Source organism: Pseudomonas sp. GW704-F2 (genome assembly GCF_059423025.1).
In genome coordinates, this window is the sequence record NZ_JBWKXO010000027.1 from 34,006 (window position 1) to 50,844 (window position 16,839).

14 protein-coding genes and 2 pseudogenes are annotated in these 16,839 nt (G+C 63.1%); 9 read left to right on the plus strand and 7 right to left on the minus strand.

Annotated features, from left to right (window positions below; translation table 11 throughout):
* Positions 1-116: 116 nt before the first annotated feature.
* Together hemF and aroE are read left to right on the plus strand one after the other, a co-directional pair.
* Entirely contained in the window at positions 117-1,049 is a 933-nt protein-coding gene (gene hemF, locus AC07W0_RS21250; RefSeq protein ID WP_017848972.1) for an oxygen-dependent coproporphyrinogen oxidase, read from the plus strand.
* Positions 1,049-1,867, plus strand: a complete 819-nt coding sequence (gene aroE, locus AC07W0_RS21255) for a shikimate dehydrogenase (protein WP_017848973.1) — start codon at positions 1,049-1,051, stop codon at positions 1,865-1,867. The genes hemF and aroE overlap by 1 nt, the downstream gene beginning before the upstream one ends.
* A 52-nt stretch (positions 1,868-1,919) precedes the next feature.
* On the opposite strand, the gene AC07W0_RS21260 is transcribed toward aroE, so the two are convergent.
* The 3 genes from AC07W0_RS21260 to betC form a co-directional block, all read right to left on the minus strand.
* On the minus strand, positions 1,920-3,488 hold the full coding sequence (locus tag AC07W0_RS21260) for a SulP family inorganic anion transporter (protein ID WP_102618195.1): 1,569 nt from the start codon (positions 3,486-3,488) through the stop codon (positions 1,920-1,922).
* A gap of 160 nt (positions 3,489-3,648) precedes the next feature.
* Positions 3,649-4,572, minus strand: coding sequence for a choline ABC transporter substrate-binding protein (choX, locus tag AC07W0_RS21265; RefSeq protein ID WP_102618194.1), 924 nt, complete (start codon positions 4,570-4,572; stop codon positions 3,649-3,651).
* A 15-nt stretch (positions 4,573-4,587) separates the two neighbouring features.
* Complete coding sequence (gene betC / locus AC07W0_RS21270; RefSeq protein WP_102618193.1) at positions 4,588-6,102, minus strand: choline-sulfatase; 1,515 nt, start codon at positions 6,100-6,102, stop codon at positions 4,588-4,590.
* A 103-nt stretch (positions 6,103-6,205) separates the two neighbouring features.
* On the opposite strand from betC, the gene AC07W0_RS21275 reads away from it, so the two are divergent.
* The 6 genes and pseudogenes from AC07W0_RS21275 (at position 6,206) to AC07W0_RS21300 (ending at position 11,672) form a co-directional block, all read left to right on the plus strand.
* A complete protein-coding gene (locus tag AC07W0_RS21275; protein WP_017848977.1) occupies positions 6,206-7,156 on the plus strand; it encodes a choline sulfate utilization transcriptional regulator in 951 nt (316 codons plus the stop codon).
* Positions 7,157-7,159: 3 nt separating this feature from the next.
* Positions 7,160-7,237: pseudogene (locus tag AC07W0_RS21280) on the plus strand (DOPA 4,5-dioxygenase family protein); the annotation flags it as partial.
* A 176-nt stretch (positions 7,238-7,413) separates the two neighbouring features.
* Positions 7,414-8,373: a 2-dehydro-3-deoxygalactonokinase gene (locus tag AC07W0_RS21285; RefSeq protein WP_102618192.1), complete on the plus strand. Its 960-nt coding sequence runs from the start codon at positions 7,414-7,416 to the stop codon at positions 8,371-8,373.
* 1 nt (position 8,374) lies between these two features.
* Entirely contained in the window at positions 8,375-8,995 is a 621-nt protein-coding gene (locus tag AC07W0_RS21290; RefSeq protein WP_017848979.1) for a 2-dehydro-3-deoxy-6-phosphogalactonate aldolase, read from the plus strand.
* Between the two features lie 48 nt (positions 8,996-9,043).
* Positions 9,044-10,192 carry a galactonate dehydratase gene (gene dgoD, locus AC07W0_RS21295; RefSeq protein ID WP_003170741.1) on the plus strand — a complete coding sequence of 383 codons (1,149 nt, stop codon included), beginning with the start codon at positions 9,044-9,046 and terminating at the stop codon, positions 10,190-10,192.
* A gap of 175 nt (positions 10,193-10,367) precedes the next feature.
* Positions 10,368-11,672, plus strand: a complete 1,305-nt coding sequence (locus tag AC07W0_RS21300; protein ID WP_046381554.1) for an MFS transporter — start codon at positions 10,368-10,370, stop codon at positions 11,670-11,672.
* 41 nt (positions 11,673-11,713) lie between these two features.
* On the opposite strand, the gene AC07W0_RS21305 is transcribed toward AC07W0_RS21300, so the two are convergent.
* From AC07W0_RS21305 to trpB, 4 genes and pseudogenes are all read right to left on the minus strand, one after another.
* Positions 11,714-13,372 (minus strand): BBE domain-containing protein, encoded by a 1,659-nt coding sequence (locus AC07W0_RS21305; protein WP_102618191.1) that lies wholly within the window; start codon positions 13,370-13,372, stop codon positions 11,714-11,716.
* Between the two features lie 174 nt (positions 13,373-13,546).
* Positions 13,547-13,666 (minus strand): annotated as a pseudogene (locus tag AC07W0_RS21310) (RcnB family protein); the annotation flags it as partial.
* Positions 13,667-13,786: 120 nt separating this feature from the next.
* Complete coding sequence (gene trpA, locus AC07W0_RS21315; RefSeq protein ID WP_046381551.1) at positions 13,787-14,596, minus strand: tryptophan synthase subunit alpha; 810 nt, start codon at positions 14,594-14,596, stop codon at positions 13,787-13,789.
* Entirely contained in the window at positions 14,597-15,823 is a 1,227-nt protein-coding gene (gene trpB / locus AC07W0_RS21320) for a tryptophan synthase subunit beta (RefSeq protein ID WP_017848984.1), read from the minus strand. It abuts the gene before it with no gap.
* 111 nt (positions 15,824-15,934) lie between these two features.
* On the opposite strand from trpB, the gene AC07W0_RS21325 reads away from it, so the two are divergent.
* A complete protein-coding gene (locus AC07W0_RS21325) occupies positions 15,935-16,831 on the plus strand; it encodes a LysR family transcriptional regulator (RefSeq protein WP_017848985.1) in 897 nt (298 codons plus the stop codon).
* Positions 16,832-16,839 lie beyond the last annotated feature (8 nt).

The following is a 16,839-nucleotide window of genomic DNA, read 5'->3' on the forward strand; positions in this document are numbered from 1 at the left end:
TCCTAAGCTTGATCTTCGTCAACTGCGACGGAGTTGAGTGCGGTGGTATCCTGTGCGCCCATTTGCCGCCGACGCCCAATGGCCTCGCGTAGCTTTGCCCGATTCAAGGTGATGCCATGACTACCCGCACCGAGGCTGTTAAAGCCTATCTGCTTGATCTGCAAGACCGTATTTGCAGCGCCCTGGAAACCTTCGAGACGGACACTCGCTTTATCGAAGACGCCTGGACCCGGCCAGCCGGTGGCGGCGGTCGCACCCGTGTGATTGAAAACGGTACGGTGATCGAAAAAGGCGGCGTCAACTTTTCCCACGTGTTTGGCAGCGGCCTGCCGCCGTCCGCCAGCGCGCATCGCCCCGAGCTGGCCGGGCGCGGGTTTGAAGCGCTGGGGGTGTCGCTGGTGATTCACCCGCACAACCCGCATGTACCGACTTCCCACGCCAACGTGCGCTTTTTCATCGCTGAAAAAGAAGGTGAAGAGCCGGTGTGGTGGTTCGGCGGCGGCTTCGACCTCACGCCCTATTACGCCAACGAAGAAGACTGCATCCACTGGCACCGCGTGGCCGAACAGGCCTGTGCGCCGTTCGGCGCCGACGTTTATGCGCGCTACAAGGCCTGGTGCGACACCTACTTCTACATCAAGCATCGCAACGAACCGCGCGGCATCGGCGGCCTGTTCTTCGATGACTTGAACGAGTGGGACTTCGACACCTGCTTCGCCTTCATCCGTGCCATCGGCGATGCGTACATCGACGCCTACCTGCCGATCGTGCAGCGCCGCAAGGCCCAGGCCTATACCGAACAGCAGCGCGAATTCCAGGAATTCCGCCGTGGTCGCTACGTTGAATTCAACCTGGTCTACGACCGTGGCACCTTGTTCGGCCTGCAGTCGGGCGGGCGTACCGAGTCGATCCTGATGTCGCTGCCGCCCCAGGTGCGCTGGAGCTACGACTGGAAAGCCGAGGCCGGCAGCGAAGAAGCGCGCCTCACCGACTACTTCCTGCAAGACCGCGACTGGCTCGGCGTGGCTGCGCCCAAGGCGGCGGTCTGATGGACCGTTATGTGGTGTTCGGCAACCCCATCGGCCACAGCAAGTCGCCGTTGATCCACCGCATGTTCGCCGAGCAGACCGGCGAGCAACTGGACTACAGCGCTCTGCTTGCGCCGCTCGAGGATTTCATCGGGTTTGCCCGTGAGTTTTTTCAACAAGGCCGTGGCGCCAACGTCACGGTGCCGTTCAAGGAAGACGCCTACCGCCTGGCCGACACCCTCACCGCACGCGCCGAGCGCGCCGGGGCGGTGAACACCCTGAGCAAGCTGGCCGATGGCAGCCTGCTGGGCGATAACACCGACGGCGCCGGCCTGGTGCGCGACCTGACGGTGAATGCCGGGCTGCACCTGCAAGGGCAACGCATCCTGTTGCTCGGCGCTGGCGGCGCAGTGCGCGGGGCGTTGGAGCCGTTGCTGGCCGAGCGGCCGGCGTCGCTGATCATCGCCAACCGCACCGTGGAAAAAGCCGAAATGCTCGCCGAGTTGTTCGACGATTTGGGCCCGGTGTCTGCCAGTGGTTTCGACTGGCTGTGTGAGCCGGTGGACGTGATCATCAATGCCACTTCCGCCAGCCTGTCAGGCGATGTACCGCCGATTGCGGGCAGCTTGATCGCGCCGGGCAAAACGTTTTGCTACGACATGATGTATGCCAAGGAACCGACCGCATTCTGCCGCTGGGCCACGGAACACGGCGCGGCGGTGGCGATGGATGGCCTCGGCATGCTGGTGGAGCAGGCGGCGGAAGCGTTCTTCCTGTGGCGCGGCGTGCGTCCGGATTCGGCGCCGGTGTTGGCTGAACTGCGCCGCCAATTGGCTTGAAGCAACTCGAAAGGTGGGAGGAGCAAGCCCCCTCCCACCTGTTTGACCGCATTCAGTCTTCGAAATGGATGGGGCAATTGTCGGCGCCTTCCAGCTTTTTCAACTCCTCGACGACCTGCGGCCTGGCCCGGCGCAAGGTCAAGCTACGGCCCATCGCCCTTAATCGCCGCGCTTCCTGGTGCAGCATCTCCACCCCGGAATAGTCGATAAAGTTGATCTGCTGCGCTTCGATTACCACCCGCTCACTCTGCAGGCTTTGCAGGCGAACCTGCAGGTAATGGCTGGCGCCGAAAAAGATCGAGCCACCGACCCGCAACACCTCTTCCTCGCCGTCGCGCCATTGCTGAACCCGCGGCTGCGAGGTGCGCTTGAGGTAGAAAAACAGCGAGGCCAGCACTCCGGCGTAAATCGCGGTTTGCAGCTCCAGCAGCAACGTGGCGATGCAGGTCAGGCTCATCACCACAAACTCGGCGCGACTGACCCGGAACAACGCGCGAATGCCCCGATGATCCACCAGGCCCCAACTGATCAGCAGGATGCTCGCGGCCATGCTCGGGATCGGTATATGTGCGATCAGCGCAGCACCAAACAGTGCGAACAACGCCACCCACAGGGCGGAAAACACCCCCGCCAGCGGCGAGCAGGCGCCTGCTTCATAGCTGAGGCCGGAGCGCGTGAAGGAACCGGCCGACAGGTAGCCGGAGAAAAATCCGCCGACGATATTGGACAAACCCTGCGCTCGAACTTCCTGGTTGGCGTCGAGCAATTGCTGCGAGCGCGCCGCCAGCGAGCGCGCGATCGACAGGCTGGTCACCAGCCCGAGCATGCCCACCGCCACGGCGCTGGGCAGCAGGCGCAAGAGCATGTCCAGGTCCAGCGGCAACGGGCTGAATGGCGGCAGCTTGCCGATAAACGCACTGACCAGCGCCACCTGCCCGAATATCGCCGGCCACAGCCAGGCGGCCAGGCTGCCCAGCGCCAGCGTGATCAACAGCGTCGGCCAGCGCGGCAGCAGGTACTTGAGCAGCGCGCCCGCCAGCAAGGTGCCGAGCCCCAGGGCGAGTGAGGCGTGGTCCCACTCGCCGCCGTGCTCGATCAGTGCCATCAGACTGTTGATCGCCGTGGCCTGGCTCGGCAAATCCAGGCCCAACAGGTTGGGCAGTTGGCCGAGGGCAATCACCACGGCGGCGCCGAGGGTGAACCCCAGCACCACCGAATGGGAGATGAAATTCACCAGCGCGCCGAAGCGCAGCAGGCCGAGCAACCACTGGAACACTCCGGCGAGGAAGGTCAGCAGCAGGATCAAGGTGATGTAGTCCTGTGAACCCGGCACGGCCAGGGGGCTGACGCTGGCGTAGAGCACGATGGATATCGCTGCCGTGGGGCCGCAGATCAGGTGCCAGGACGAACCCCAGAGGCACGCGATCAGCACCGGGATGATCGCGGCGTACAGGCCGTATTCCGGTGGGAGACCGGCGATGAGCGCGTAGGCAATCGACTGCGGCAAGGCCAGCACTGCGCCGCTGAGGCCGACGATCGCGTCCCGGCCGACGCTGGCGCGGGTTTGGCGCGGCAGCCAACTGAGGAAGGGGAAGAGTGTGTGGCGGTTGGGCCGGGGCATCGCAAACTCGGATTGAAAGGTTTGGCTCAGGGTATCAGTACACACCGGCTTTTTGTGGGAGGGGGCTTGCCCCCGATAGCGGACTGACAGTCAATGATGTAGTGACTGATCCGCCGCTATCGGGAGCAAGCTCCCTCCCACATTTGGATAGTGGTGGGCTTTAGAGCTTGGCTTTTACGGCCGCCAATGCATCCTGGCCGTCCACGGTTTTCACGCCGTCGAGCCACTGCACCAGTACCGCAGGGTTGGCCTTGATCCACGCCTTCGCCGCATCTGCGTTGCTGACCTTGTTGTTGACCACCGCGGCCATGATGCTGTTCTCCATCGCCTGGGTGAAACTCAGGTTGGTCAGCAGTTTTCCTACGTTCGGGCAGGCTTGTGCATAACCCTTGCGCGTCAGGGTATACACGCTGCCGGTGTCGCCGAAGTACTTCTCGCCGCCCTTGAGGTAGTGCATTTTCAACTGCACGTTCATCGGGTGCGGGGTCCAGCCGAGGAAGGTGATGAAGCGCTGTTTCTTCACCGCCCGTGAGACTTCGGCGAGCATCGCCTGTTCGCTGGACTCGATCAGCTTCCATTGGCCCAGGTCGAAGTCGTTCTTCTTGATGATCTCCTGCAGCGAGAGGTTTGCCGGCGCGCCGGAGCCGATGCCGTAGATCTTCTTGTCGAACTTGTCGGCGAATGAGTTGAGGTCGGCAAAGTCATGCACCCCGGCGTCCCACACATAGTCCGGCACAGCCAGGGTGAATTCGGTGCCGTCGAGGTTTTTCGCCAACTGCACCACATCGCCGTTGGCCACGAATTTGTCGTAGAAACCTTGCTGCGCCGGCATCCAGTTACCCAGGAACACATCCACCTGGCCGTCCTTGAGCCCGCCGAAGGTGATCGGCACCGCCAGGGTGTCGACCTTGGGCTTGTAACCCATGCCCGTCAGCAGAAAACCGGCGACGGCATTGGTGGCGGCAATATCACTCCAGCCAGGATCGGCCATCCTCACCGTCTCACAACCGGCGTCCGCGTACACGGTGGCGCTGCTCAACGCCGCCATGCCCATTACGCCCAGCACCACAGTCAATTTTTGCATGGCCTTCCCTCTGTTTTATTGGTTTTGGCAGGGTTGTGGATAACGTGCCTTGCGCTCCAGGTCGTCGAGGTCGATATGGTTGCGCATGTATTGCTGACTGGCGTCCACCAGCGGCTGGTGATCCCAGCTCTTCAGCTTGCCCTGGGTCAGCGCCTGGTAGACCAGGCGGCGACGGCGTTGACTGGCGAGCACCTGCTGGTGGATCGCCGGGATGTCCCATTTGGCCCGCGCCTCAAGCAGAAAGGCGGCAAACAGCGCCCGATGCTGCGGCGATTGGCTGAGTTCTTCCTGTTCGCGCGGGTCGTTGTGTATGTCGAACAGTAGGCAGGGGTCGTCTTCGCTGTAGATGAATTTGTAGGCGCCACGGCGAATCATCATCAGCGGGCTGAGGGTGCCTTCGGCCATGTATTCGCCGAATACTTCGTCGTGCCCGCCCTGCCCTTGCAGGTGCTGGACCAGCGAGCGGCCGTCCATGGGCAAGTGCGGTTCGAGTTCGCCGCCGGCCAGTTCCACCAGGGTCGGCAACAGGTCGGCGGTGGAGACCGCCTGGGTCACACGGCACGCCGCGAACTGCCCCGGCGCGCTGATCAGCAGCGGCACGCGGGCGGCCATTTCGAACCAGTGCATTTTGTACCAGAGGCCGCGCTCGCCGAGCATGTCGCCATGGTCGCCGGAGAAAACGATCAGGGTGTCGTCGGCCAGGCCGGTGTCTTCCAGGGTCTGCAGCAGCTTGCCGACATTGCTGTCGATGTAACTGCAGGCGCCGAAGTAGGCGCGGCGCGCATCGCGGATCTTGTCCACTGGCAGCGGCTTGTCCCACAGGTCGTAGACCTTGAGCAGGCGCTGGGAGTGCGGGTCGAGATCGCCCTGGGCCGGGGTTGTGGGCAACGGGATGTCGCTGTCGTCGTACAGATCCCAGAACGATTTGGGAATGGTGTACGGGTCGTGGGGATGGGTCATCGACACGGTGAGGCAGAACGGCTGGTCGCCGCCCTCGCGAATGTGGTCGAACAGGTACTGCTGGGCCTTGAACACCACCTCTTCGTCGAAATCCAGTTGGTTGGTCCGCACGCACGGCCCGGCTTGCAGCACCGAGGACATGTTGTGGTACCAGGTGGGGCGCACGTCCGGCTCATCCCAGTTCACCGCCCAGCCATAGTCGGCGGGGTAGATGTCGCTGGTCAGGCGCTCTTCGTAACCGTGCAACTGGTCTGGCCCGCAGAAATGCATCTTGCCCGACAGCGCGGTGCGGTAGCCAAGACGACGCAGGTAGTGGGCATACGTCGGCACATCGGCGGGGAAATCTGCCGCGTTGTCGTAGGCGCCGATCTTGCTCGGCAACTGGCCGCTGACCAGGGTAAAGCGCGACGGCGCACACAGCGGGCTGTTGCAGTAGGCGGCGTCGAACACCACGCCTTGTGCGGCGAGGCGACTGAGGTTCGGCAACTTGATCGGGGAAGGTCCGTAGAACGGCAGCATCGGCGCGGCCATTTGATCGGCCATGATGAAAAGAATGTTCTTGCGCTTCATGGGTCTTCGGCATTCCATAGGCGGTGTTTATGCGAATGAGCATGCAGCCCATGGAAAATGGGGTAAAGCCCATGAAAGGCAATGTCTAGGATAAGTACAGCTTATGTATAAAGCCTTCGGCGACGTATCCCTCGATCTGCTCCGGGCGTTCGAAGCGGCGGCGCGCCACCGCAGTTTTACCGCTGCGGCGATGGAGCTGGGCACCACCCAGCCGGCCATCAGCCAGCAGATCAAGCGCCTCGAAGAGCAATTGGCGATCCGCCTGTTTGATCGCATCTACCGTGGCATCGAGCTGACCGACGCCGGCGCGCTGCTGTTCGAACATGTCCAGGGCGGTTTGCAGACCATCAACCAGGGCCTGAGCGCGATCACCCAGCAGGACCAGCACGAAGTGCTGCAAGTGGCCACCGACTTCGCCTTCGCCGCCTACTGGCTGATGCCGCGCCTGCATCGCTTCCATGCGGCCAACCCCCAGGTCGACGTCAGCCTGGTGACCAGCGAGCGCAATCACGCCACGTTGCGCAGCGATATCGACGTGGCGGTGCTGTTTGGCGACGGCCGTTTCAAGCAGGGCGACAGCCTGTGGCTGTTCAATGAGGAAGTGTTCCCGGTGTGCAGTCCGCAATGGCTCAAGGACCAGGCCACGCCGCTGACCGTGCAGACCTTGCCCGACTGCCCCTTGCTGCACCTGCGCCAGGAACACACCAGCCAGTGGTTCGACTGGAGCGGCGTGTTCCGCGAACTGGGCATTACCAGCACGCCGACCCCCGGCCAACTGCGCTTCGATAACTACACCCTGTTGATCCAGGCCGCGATTGCCGGCCAGGGCGTGGCCATCGGCTGGCGCCACTTGGTGGACAACCTGCTGGAACAGAAGTGGCTGTGCCGGCCGATCAGCGACACGGTGATCTCACGCTTCGGCTACTACGTGGTGCAGCCGCAGCGCAAACGGCGGGGGCAGTTGGTCGAGCGGTTCGTCGACTGGCTGGTGGCGGAGCAGGCGCGCAGCGCACAGTCGCTGACCGGGCTGGCCCTGCCGTCGATTGCGGTCTAGGGGGGCGATGACCTGAAGGACCACACCGAGTACGCGATCTGGATGGGTGCGATACGCGAACTGAATCTGTCGGCTTTTTAACCTCTCTTATCAGATAAAGCCTGGCCGTTCCCGCAGTAAAAGGCGGAGTGGTTGTAGGATTTATCTCGATTTATTCCAATATATGGGATTGATATTTATATATTGAGATATCGCCGAGCATAGGTTTATATTTGCCCATCTGCTTTTTTCAGCACCCACTCATTTCAGGTGAAGCGATGCCGGCGCAATTGATCGCGCTCGATTGGGGAACCAGTTCCCTTCGTGCTTATAAACTCGGCCCCGCAGGCGTGGTGCTGGAACAACGTGCGTTGGCGTCGGGGATCATGCACCTGCCCAGCCAGCCCCGGGAGATTGCCGGCGTTTGCTGCAGCGATGGCTTCGAGTTGGCATTCGACGCGGCCTGTGGCGATTGGCTCGACGCGCAACCGGGCTTGCCGGTGATCGCCTGCGGCATGGTCGGCAGCGCCCAGGGCTGGAGCGAAGCGGCCTACCGCAACACCCCGGTCGACGTCGCCAGCCTCGGCCAAGCGTTGCACCGCGTGCGCAGTGTGCGCGGCGTCGATGTGCATATCGTGCCCGGCGTGATCGAGCAGGTCGGCTTGCCCAACGTGATGCGCGGCGAAGAAACCCAGGTACTCGGCGTGCTGCAAGGCCTCGGCACCGAGGTCTTGATCGGCCTGCCCGGCAGCCATTCCAAATGGGTCGAGGTGGTCGATGGCTGTATCACCCATTTCGACACCTTCATGACCGGCGAACTGTTCGCGGTGCTGAGCAAGCACAGCCTGCTCGGGCGCACCCAACAACCCGCCGAACACTTCCAGGCGGCGGCTTTCGACCGCGGCGTGCGCGTGGCGCTGTCGGCAGACGGCCAGCGCGGCGTGCTGTCGACGCTGTTCAGCGCACGCACCCTGGGCTTGACCGGCGAACTCGCCCCGGACCAGCAGCCCGACTACCTCTCCGGCCTGTTGATCGGCCATGAACTCGCCGGCTTGCCCGGTGCCGCCAAACATAAGCCGATCATCCTGGTCGGCGCCGCACCGCTCTGTACACGTTACCAGCGTGCCCTCGGCCTCTGCGGCTTCGCCCACGTCAGCCTGGCGCAAGAGGCCAGCGAACGCGGTCTCTGGCAGTTGGCCCTGGCCGCCGGGCTCATTCAACCAGCAATGGAGGCCTGACATGCTCAAGCAAGCACTCACGCAAAACGGTTTGATCGCGATCCTGCGCGGCGTGCGCCCGGACGAAGCCGAGGCGATTGGCCAGGTGCTGTACCGCGCCGGTTTTCGCGTGATCGAAGTCCCGCTCAATTCGCCGGACCCTTACACCAGCATCCGCACCCTGCGTGACAGCCTGCCCGCCGATTGCCTGATCGGCGCCGGCACGGTGTTGACGCCGGCGCAGGTCGAGCAGGTCAAGGCCGCCGGTGGCCAGGTGATCGTGATGCCCCACAGCGACGCCAAGGTCTTGCGTGCCGCGAAAGCCGCCGGCCTGTACCTGTCGCCAGGTGTAGCCACCCCGACCGAGGCGTTCGCCGCGCTGGCCGAAGGCGCCGACGTATTGAAACTGTTCCCCGCCGAGCAAATGGGCCCGGCGGTGATCAAGGCGTGGCTGGCGGTATTGCCGGCGGGCACGCTGTTGCTGCCGGTCGGCGGCGTGAGCCCGGCCAACATGCAGGTGTATTTCGACGCCGGCGCCAGGGGCTTCGGCCTGGGGTCCGGATTGTTCAAGCCGGGCATGTCCGTGGCCGAGGTGGCGAGCAGTGCCCAGGCGTATGTCGCGGCCTGGAATGCCCTGAACTGATCGCAAGCTTGGCGCCTTGGGCGCTGCATCGACAAGAGAGATAAGAAGATGAAAATCACCAAACTGACTACCTTCATCGTCCCACCGCGCTGGTGCTTCCTCAAAGTGGAGACCGACCAGGGCGTCACCGGCTGGGGCGAACCCGTGGTCGAAGGCCGCGCCCACACGGTGGCGGCTGCGGTCGAGGAACTGTCCGACTACCTGATCGGCAAAGACCCACGCAATATCGAAGACATCTGGACCGTGCTCTATCGCGGCGGTTTCTATCGCGGCGGCGCCGTGCACATGAGCGCGCTGGCCGGCATCGACCAGGCGCTGTGGGACATCAAGGGCAAGGCCCTGGGCGTGTCGGTCAGCGACCTGCTGGGCGGCCAGGTGCGTGACAAGATTCGCGTGTATTCGTGGATCGGCGGCGATCGCCCCGCCGACACCGCCCGCGCCGCCAAAGAGGCCGTGGCCCGTGGCTTCACTGCGGTGAAAATGAACGGCACGGAAGAATTGCAGTTCGTCGACAGCTTCGAAAAAGTCGACCTGGCGCTGGCCAACGTTGCCGCCGTGCGCGATGCCGTCGGCCCCAACGTGGGCATCGGCGTCGACTTCCATGGCCGCGTACACAAGCCCATGGCCAAGGTGCTGATGAAAGAGCTGGACCCCTACAAACTGATGTTCATCGAAGAGCCGGTACTCAGCGAAAACTACGAAGCGCTGAAGGAACTCGCACCGCTGACCAGCACCCCGATTGCCCTGGGCGAGCGCCTGTTCTCGCGCTGGGACTTCAAGCGCGTGCTCAGCGAAGGCTACGTCGACATCATCCAGCCGGACGCTTCCCACGCTGGCGGTATCACCGAAACCCGCAAGATCGCCAACATGGCCGAAGCCTACGACGTGGCCCTGGCGCTGCACTGCCCGCTGGGCCCGATCGCGCTGGCCGCCTGCCTGCAGCTGGACGCGGTCTGCTACAACGCGTTTATCCAGGAGCAAAGCCTGGGCATTCACTACAACGAGAGCAACGACCTGCTCGACTACGTGCGCGACCCGGGCGTGTTCGACTATGACCAGGGCTTCGTGAAGATCCCCAACGGGCCGGGCCTGGGCATCGAGATCAACGAGGAATACGTGATCGAACGCGCGGCCATCGGCCATCGCTGGCGCAACCCGATCTGGCGCCATGCCGACGGCAGTTTTGCCGAGTGGTGATGTCTGCCTGAAAAAATGTGGCAAAAAATGTGGGAGGGGGCTTGCCCCCGATAGCTGAGTGTCAGTCGACATCTTCGGCGGCTGGTTCACCGCTATCGGGGGCAAGCCCCCTCCCACATTTGAGCCGGTTTGGTCAGTAAGTCCGTCCTCAATAAACATAAGAAGAGACAACCCCATGCACCCTGAATCCCTCACCGGGCAGGCTTCTTTAGTCACGCCTAGCAGAAAGCGCTACTTCATCATGGTGCTGCTGTTTATCACCGTGGTGATCAACTACCTCGACCGCAGCAACCTGTCGATCGCGGCCCCGGCCCTGACCAGTGACCTGGGCATCGACCCGGTGCATGTCGGGCTGATTTTCTCGGCGTTCGGCTGGACCTACGCCGCCATGCAAATCCCCGGTGGCTGGCTGGTCGACCGGGTGCCGCCGCGCATCCTCTACACCGTGGCCCTGCTGCTGTGGTCCATCGCCACTGTGATGCTCGGCTTTGCGGCCAGCTTCATCGCGCTGTTTGTCCTGCGCATGGCGGTGGGCGCCCTGGAAGCGCCGGCCTATCCGATCAACAGCCGCGTGGTCACCACATGGTTCCCCGAGCGTGAGCGCGCCACGGCGATTGGCTTCTACACCTCCGGGCAGTTCGTCGGGCTGGCGTTTCTCACCCCGGTGCTGGCCTGGTTGCAGCACCACTATGGCTGGCACATGGTGTTTGTCACCACCGGCGGTGTCGGCATCCTCTGGGCGCTGATCTGGTACGCGGTGTACCGCGAGCCGAAGGACTTCAAAGGCGCCAACGCCGCTGAAATCGAACTGATCCGTGCCGGCGGCGGGCTGGTGGACATGCAGGCGCAAACCACCAAGGCACCGTTCAGTTGGGTCGACCTGGGCATCGTGCTGAGCAAGCGCAAACTCTGGGGCATCTACCTGGGGCAGTTCTGCCTGAACTCCACGCTGTGGTTCTTCCTGACATGGTTCCCGACCTATCTGGTGAAATATCGCGGGATGGACTTCATCAAATCCGGCCTGCTCGCTTCCCTGCCCTTCCTCGCGGCGTTTGTCGGCGTGCTGTGCTCCGGGATTTTTTCCGACTGGTTGATTCGCCGTGGCGCGTCGGTGGGTTTTGCGCGCAAGTTGCCGATCATTGGCGGGCTGTTGATTTCCACCGCGATCATTGGCGCCAACTACGTGGATTCGACGGCCTGGGTGATTGCGTTCCTGGCGGTGGCGTTCTTCGGCAATGGCCTGGCGTCGATCACCTGGTCGCTGGTGTCGACCTTGGCACCCGCTCGCTTGCTCGGCTTGACCGGTGGCGTGTTCAACTTCATCGGCAACCTGGCGGCGATTGCCACGCCGATCGTGATTGGCTTCCTGGCCAGCGGCGATTCGTTCGCACCGGCGATCACCTATATCGCAGTGCTGGCGTTGCTCGGGGCGCTTTCCTACATCTTGTTGGTGGGCAAGGTCGAACGGATCGAGTTGTAAAAAAACGGGCGACCTTGGGGTCGCCCGTTTTTATTTGCGGCTTACGGCACCGACATTTCGTTGTGGAATATATTCAGCGGGTCCCAGCGCTGCTTGGTACGCCGCAGGCGGCTTTCGATGATCAGGTCGGGGAAGAAAACCGTGTACCACTGGGGGTTCTTGGCGTTCGCCGGGTTGCCGCCGAGGTGCGTCATGTCGAGGTCGGGGTAATTGATGTAGCAGCCCTCGAACTCCGCGTTGAGCGGCACGCCTTGATCGTTGGCGAAGGCGTTGAAAAACAGCCCCTGAATCCAATCGGCATGTGCCTTGTCGGTGGCGGCGCTGGCATCGCGCCAATAACACTGCGGTTGCCACTTGAGGAAAGAGCCGCGCTGGGCCGCGGACGATTCGCGCCGCACTGCCGGATCTGGCTGGTTGATGCGCCCGCCGAACGACTGGATCTGTATGAGACTTTGGGTCAACACGTTCGCCGGGTCGGGCCAGGTCAGCGTGGTCCAGATCGCGGATAACACCTGCGGCGTGAAAATGCCTTTCTGATAGGCCGACTTATAGCGGCCGCGCTGGTTGTCGCCGGAGCCGTTGAGGGTTTGCTGGCACGGCAGCCAGTCGAGACGGCGCACGACGGCCTGCGCCGTGCTCAAGGAGTTGATGACACGCCCGGTGGGGTTGCTTCGCGGCAGGTGGATCACGTGAAACGGTGTCACCGATTCGCTGGCGGCAATGCCGATGGCGTCCAGCATCGTCGTGACAAAATCGTCGAAGGGCGCCTGATCGTTCAACTCGCCGTCTTTGTCCACGTAGTGAATGCCCAGCGTGACGTTGCCGGTGTGCTGGTGGCGCATTTCCAGCTTGGTCGCCAGGCCCCAGGTGTCCGGGTCGGCCTGATGTTGGGCGAACCAGGCTTGATAGGCCACCAGCAATCGGTCGAGCGCCGGTTTGGTCAGCATCGCCCAGTCCCATTCCAGTACCAGCCAAAGCACCTCCTTGGGGGCGTCCGGCAGGTCCTTGAAGTAATAACTGGTGATGATCCCGAATTGCCCGCCGCCGGCACCGCAGCACGCGGCAAACAGGTCCAGTTCGTCCGGGTCGGTGCTCTCCCGGCAGACATGACGCGCTGTCAGGCCGTTGCCCTGGGCGTTGGGCACCAGAATATCGACACCGGACAGCCAGTCGCACACCAGGCCGTGTTTGCGCGAGAGCAGGCCGTAGCCGCCACCGCAGATGTGCCCGCCCAGGCCCACCGAATAACACGAACCCCCGGGCAGGGTCTTGTTGGCCAACGTGTACAGTGCGACGTAGGCGTCCCAGTTCTGCCCGCCGGCTTCCAGGCGAAAGCGGTAGCGATAGGGCAAGGTCGGCATCAACTGGGAGTGCAGTTGGCCGTCGGCGTCGTAGTCCAGTTGCTTCATTTGCCCGATATCCAGAATCGCCAATACCTCATTGGGGTTGTCGGGCATCTTGTTGGCGACGAAACCTTCGTAACAGTGGCCGCCGCTGCGCACGGTAATCCGGCCATTGGCAACGGCCAGGGCTTGCGCCGCGGCGTCGATGATGTCCTGGGGGCTGTAACAGAGGTAAATCAGGTTGGCGCCGTTGGGCGAGGATTGGCCCTGCACGTTGCCCAACGGCCAGCGCAGGTTGAAGCCTTTTTGCAAGGTGGCGTGACGGCGGTCCGATTCGGTGATGAGATCAAATGCCATGATGTACTCCATAGAGCCAAGAATGACTTCTGATGCGGCTAACTTAACGACCGGGAGCGCAAGAAATACCGGGGCTTGCTGAGGTGGTTAGACGGCAATAGGCATGAAGTGCGTTAAGGGGGAACGAACGGTTCGCCCCTTAAGCCTAGCGGAAGAAATCGCGGAACCGTGGCGTCAGTTCAACACGCCTTCCAGAATCTCATAGACGATGCCGGTGCCCACTGCGATCAGCACCACGTCCGGGCCCGAACGGCGCCATTCGTAACCCTCGTAGTACGGCAGGCGTGCCAGGGCACACATACAAAAAAAGGGATTGCGAACACGGTTCGAAATCCCTTGGTCTTGTTGTTTAGGCCACGGTGTTGCCGGTTGATTCCTGTGTATCAGGAACTTTACCTAGCGCATACGAGGCGCTTACTTACGTGCGTTACGGACACCTTCCGACAGCGCCGCGCACAGGCTCAGCACGCCGTCGATGGCTTGCTGGTCGTTGCTGGCGTTGGCGATGTGATCGATCAGCGCCGAACCCACCACCACACCATCGGCCAAGCGCGCGATGGCGGCCGCTTGTTCCGGCGTGCGGATACCGAAACCGATGCTGATCGGCAGGTCGGTATGGCGACGCAGGCGGGCCACGGCTTCTTCGACGTGTTCCAGGGTGGCGGCACCGGCACCGGTCACACCGGCTACCGACACGTAGTACACAAAGCCCGAGCTGCCATTGAGCACGGTCGGCAGGCGCACGTCGTCGGTGGTCGGCGTGGTCAGGCGGATAAAGTCGATGCCTGCCGCCTGGGCCGGGTCGCACAGCTCGCCGTTATGTTCGGGCGGCAGGTCGACCACGATCAGGCCGTCGACGCCGGCTTGCTTGGCGTCGGCAATAAAGGCCGGCACGCCGTATTTGTGGATCGGGTTGAAGTAACCCATCAGCACCAGCGGGGTGTCGCTGTTGTCCTTGCGGAACTCGCGCACCATCTGCAGGGTTTTCGCCAGGTTCTGCTTGGCGCTCAGCGCGCGGATGTTGGCCAGTTGAATAGCCGGGCCGTCGGCCATCGGGTCGGTGAAGGGCATGCCCAGCTCGATCACGTCGGCACCGGCGGCGGGCAAGCCCTTGAGGATCGCCAGCGAGGTGTCATAACCGGGGTCGCCGGCGGTGACGAAGGTCACCAGAGCGGCGCGGTTTTGTTGCTTGAGTTGCGCAAAGCGGGTTTGCAGGCGGCTCATTTAGTGTTTCTCCTGCTGGGACTGTTCCATGTGGTGCATCACGGTCTGCATGTCTTTGTCGCCACGGCCGGACAGGTTGACCACCATCAGGTGTTCCTTCGGCAGGGTCGGTGCGCGTTTGAACACTTCGGCCAGGGCGTGGGCGCTTTCCAGTGCAGGAATAATCCCTTCCAGGCGGCAGCATTTGTGAAAGGCATCAAGCGCTTCGTGGTCGGTCACCGAGGTGTACTGGACGCGGCCGATATCGTGCAACCAGGCGTGCTCAGGGCCGATGCCGGGGTAGTCGAGGCCGGCGGAAATCGAGTGGGCGTCGATGATCTGGCCATCGTCGTCCTGCAGCAGGAAGGTGCGGTTGCCGTGCAGTACGCCCGGTACGCCGCCGTTGAGGCTGGCGGCGTGCTTGCCGGTTTCGATGCCAAAGCCCGCGGCTTCCACGCCGATGATCTCGACGCTGCTGTCATCCAGGAACGGGTGAAACAGGCCCATGGCGTTGGACCCTCCGCCGATGCACGCCACCAGGCTGTCCGGCAGACGGCCTTCCTGGGCTTGCAGCTGGGTGCGGGTTTCCTTGCCGATCACGGACTGGAAGTCGCGCACCATCGCAGGATAAGGGTGCGGGCCGGCAACGGTGCCGATCAGGTAGAACGTGTCGTCGACGTTGGTCACCCAGTCGCGCAGGGCTTCGTTCATCGCGTCTTTGAGGGTGCCGGTGCCGGCGACCACCGGGATCACTTCAGCGCCCAGCAGCTTCATGCGAAATACGTTGGCCTGTTGGCGCTCGATGTCAGTGGTGCCCATGTAGATCACGCATTGCAGGCCGAAACGCGCGGCCACGGTGGCGGTGGCCACACCGTGCATGCCGGCGCCGGTCTCGGCGATGATGCGTTTCTTGCCCATGCGCCGCGCCAGCAGGATCTGGCCGATGCAGTTGTTGATCTTGTGCGCGCCGGTGTGGTTCAGCTCTTCGCGCTTGAGGTAAATCTTGGCGCCGCCGCAGAACTCCGTCAGGCGCTCAGCGAAATACAGCGGGCTTGGTCGACCGACGTAGTCGCGTTGGAAGTAGGCTAATTCCTCGTTGAACGCAGGATCAATCTTGGCCGCTTCGTACTCGCGGGCCAGGTCGAGGATCAACGGCATCAGGGTTTCGGCGACGTAGCGGCCGCCGAATGCGCCGAACAGGCCGTTGGCGTCAGGGCCGTTGCGTAGATCGGTCTGGGACTGAGTCATGGGACGCTCCAGGAAAAGAATTCGGGTGGGAAGCAATGACGCTCACTCTACCCCTGACGCTCAGGGCTGAAAACCGATAAGATCGCTGCAACCTGTCAGGAAAACTCACAGATGAGCCGAGACCTCCCGCCCCTTAACGCCCTGCGCGCCTTCGAAGCCACGGCCCGCCTCAACAGTGTGAGCCAGGCGGCTGAGCAGTTGCACGTCACCCATGGCGCCGTGAGCCGCCAACTTAAAGTGCTGGAAGAACATTTGGGGGTCAGCCTGTTCGTCAAGGAAGGGCGCGGCCTCAAACTCACAGATGCCGGCGTGCGTCTGCGCGATGCGAGTGCCGAGGCGTTCGAGCGGTTAAGGGAGGTGTGCGCGCAAATTACCCAAAGCAGCGCCGATGCACCGTTCGTCCTCGGCTGTTCGGGCAGTTTGCTGGCGCGCTGGTTCATTCCGCGCCTGGGCCGCTTGAATGCCGACCTGCCCGATCTGCGCTTGCACCTGTCGGCGGGTGAAGGTGATCTGGACCCGCGCCGCCCCGGCCTGGATGCCCTGCTGTTGTTCGCCGAACCGCCGTGGCCGGCGGATATGCAGGTGTACGAGCTGGCCAGCGAACGCATCGGCCCGGTCATGAGCCCGCGTTTCGCCGGTTACGAACGCCTGCGCGACGCCCCGGCCACGGCGCTGTGCGGCGAAGCGCTGTTGCACACCACGTCTCGCCCGCAGGCCTGGCCCAGCTGGGCGCAGCAACACGGGATCGAACCCGGTGCGTTGAAACTCGGCCAGGGGTTTGAGCATTTGTATTACTTGCTGGAAGCGGCGGTTGCGGGGCTGGGTGTGGCGATCGCGCCGGAGCCGCTGGTGGCGGAGGACGTGCGCGCCGGTCGCCTGGTGGCGCCGTGGGGTTTCACGCAAACCCCGGCGCACCTGGCGTTGTGGCTACCCAAGCGCGCCGCGGACGGGCGCGCTCGGCAATTGGCGCAATGGCTCAAGGCTGAGCTGTCGCGCCAGCCGGTATAGCCGGCAGA

Excerpts from the sequence above, each read along its gene's own strand:
- AC07W0_RS21325 (WP_017848985.1), top strand. The coding sequence starts at position 15,935 with ATGAGCCGAGACCTCCCGCCCCTTAACGCCCTGCGCGCCTTCGAAGCC.
- AC07W0_RS21290 (WP_017848979.1), top strand. The coding sequence starts at position 8,375 with ATGCTCAAGCAAGCACTCACGCAAAACGGTTTGATCGCGATCCTGCGC.
- betC (WP_102618193.1), bottom strand. The coding sequence starts at position 6,102 with ATGAAGCGCAAGAACATTCTTTTCATCATGGCCGATCAAATGGCCGCG.
- aroE (WP_017848973.1), top strand. The coding sequence starts at position 1,049 with ATGGACCGTTATGTGGTGTTCGGCAACCCCATCGGCCACAGCAAGTCG.
- hemF (WP_017848972.1), top strand. The coding sequence starts at position 117 with ATGACTACCCGCACCGAGGCTGTTAAAGCCTATCTGCTTGATCTGCAA.
- AC07W0_RS21275 (WP_017848977.1), top strand. The coding sequence starts at position 6,206 with ATGTATAAAGCCTTCGGCGACGTATCCCTCGATCTGCTCCGGGCGTTC.
- AC07W0_RS21300 (WP_046381554.1), top strand. The coding sequence starts at position 10,368 with ATGCACCCTGAATCCCTCACCGGGCAGGCTTCTTTAGTCACGCCTAGC.
- AC07W0_RS21285 (WP_102618192.1), top strand. The coding sequence starts at position 7,414 with ATGCCGGCGCAATTGATCGCGCTCGATTGGGGAACCAGTTCCCTTCGT.
- trpA (WP_046381551.1), bottom strand. The coding sequence starts at position 14,596 with ATGAGCCGCCTGCAAACCCGCTTTGCGCAACTCAAGCAACAAAACCGC.
- dgoD (WP_003170741.1), top strand. The coding sequence starts at position 9,044 with ATGAAAATCACCAAACTGACTACCTTCATCGTCCCACCGCGCTGGTGC.
- choX (WP_102618194.1), bottom strand. The coding sequence starts at position 4,572 with ATGCAAAAATTGACTGTGGTGCTGGGCGTAATGGGCATGGCGGCGTTG.
- AC07W0_RS21305 (WP_102618191.1), bottom strand. The coding sequence starts at position 13,372 with ATGGCATTTGATCTCATCACCGAATCGGACCGCCGTCACGCCACCTTG.
- AC07W0_RS21260 (WP_102618195.1), bottom strand. The coding sequence starts at position 3,488 with ATGCCCCGGCCCAACCGCCACACACTCTTCCCCTTCCTCAGTTGGCTG.
- trpB (WP_017848984.1), bottom strand. The coding sequence starts at position 15,823 with ATGACTCAGTCCCAGACCGATCTACGCAACGGCCCTGACGCCAACGGC.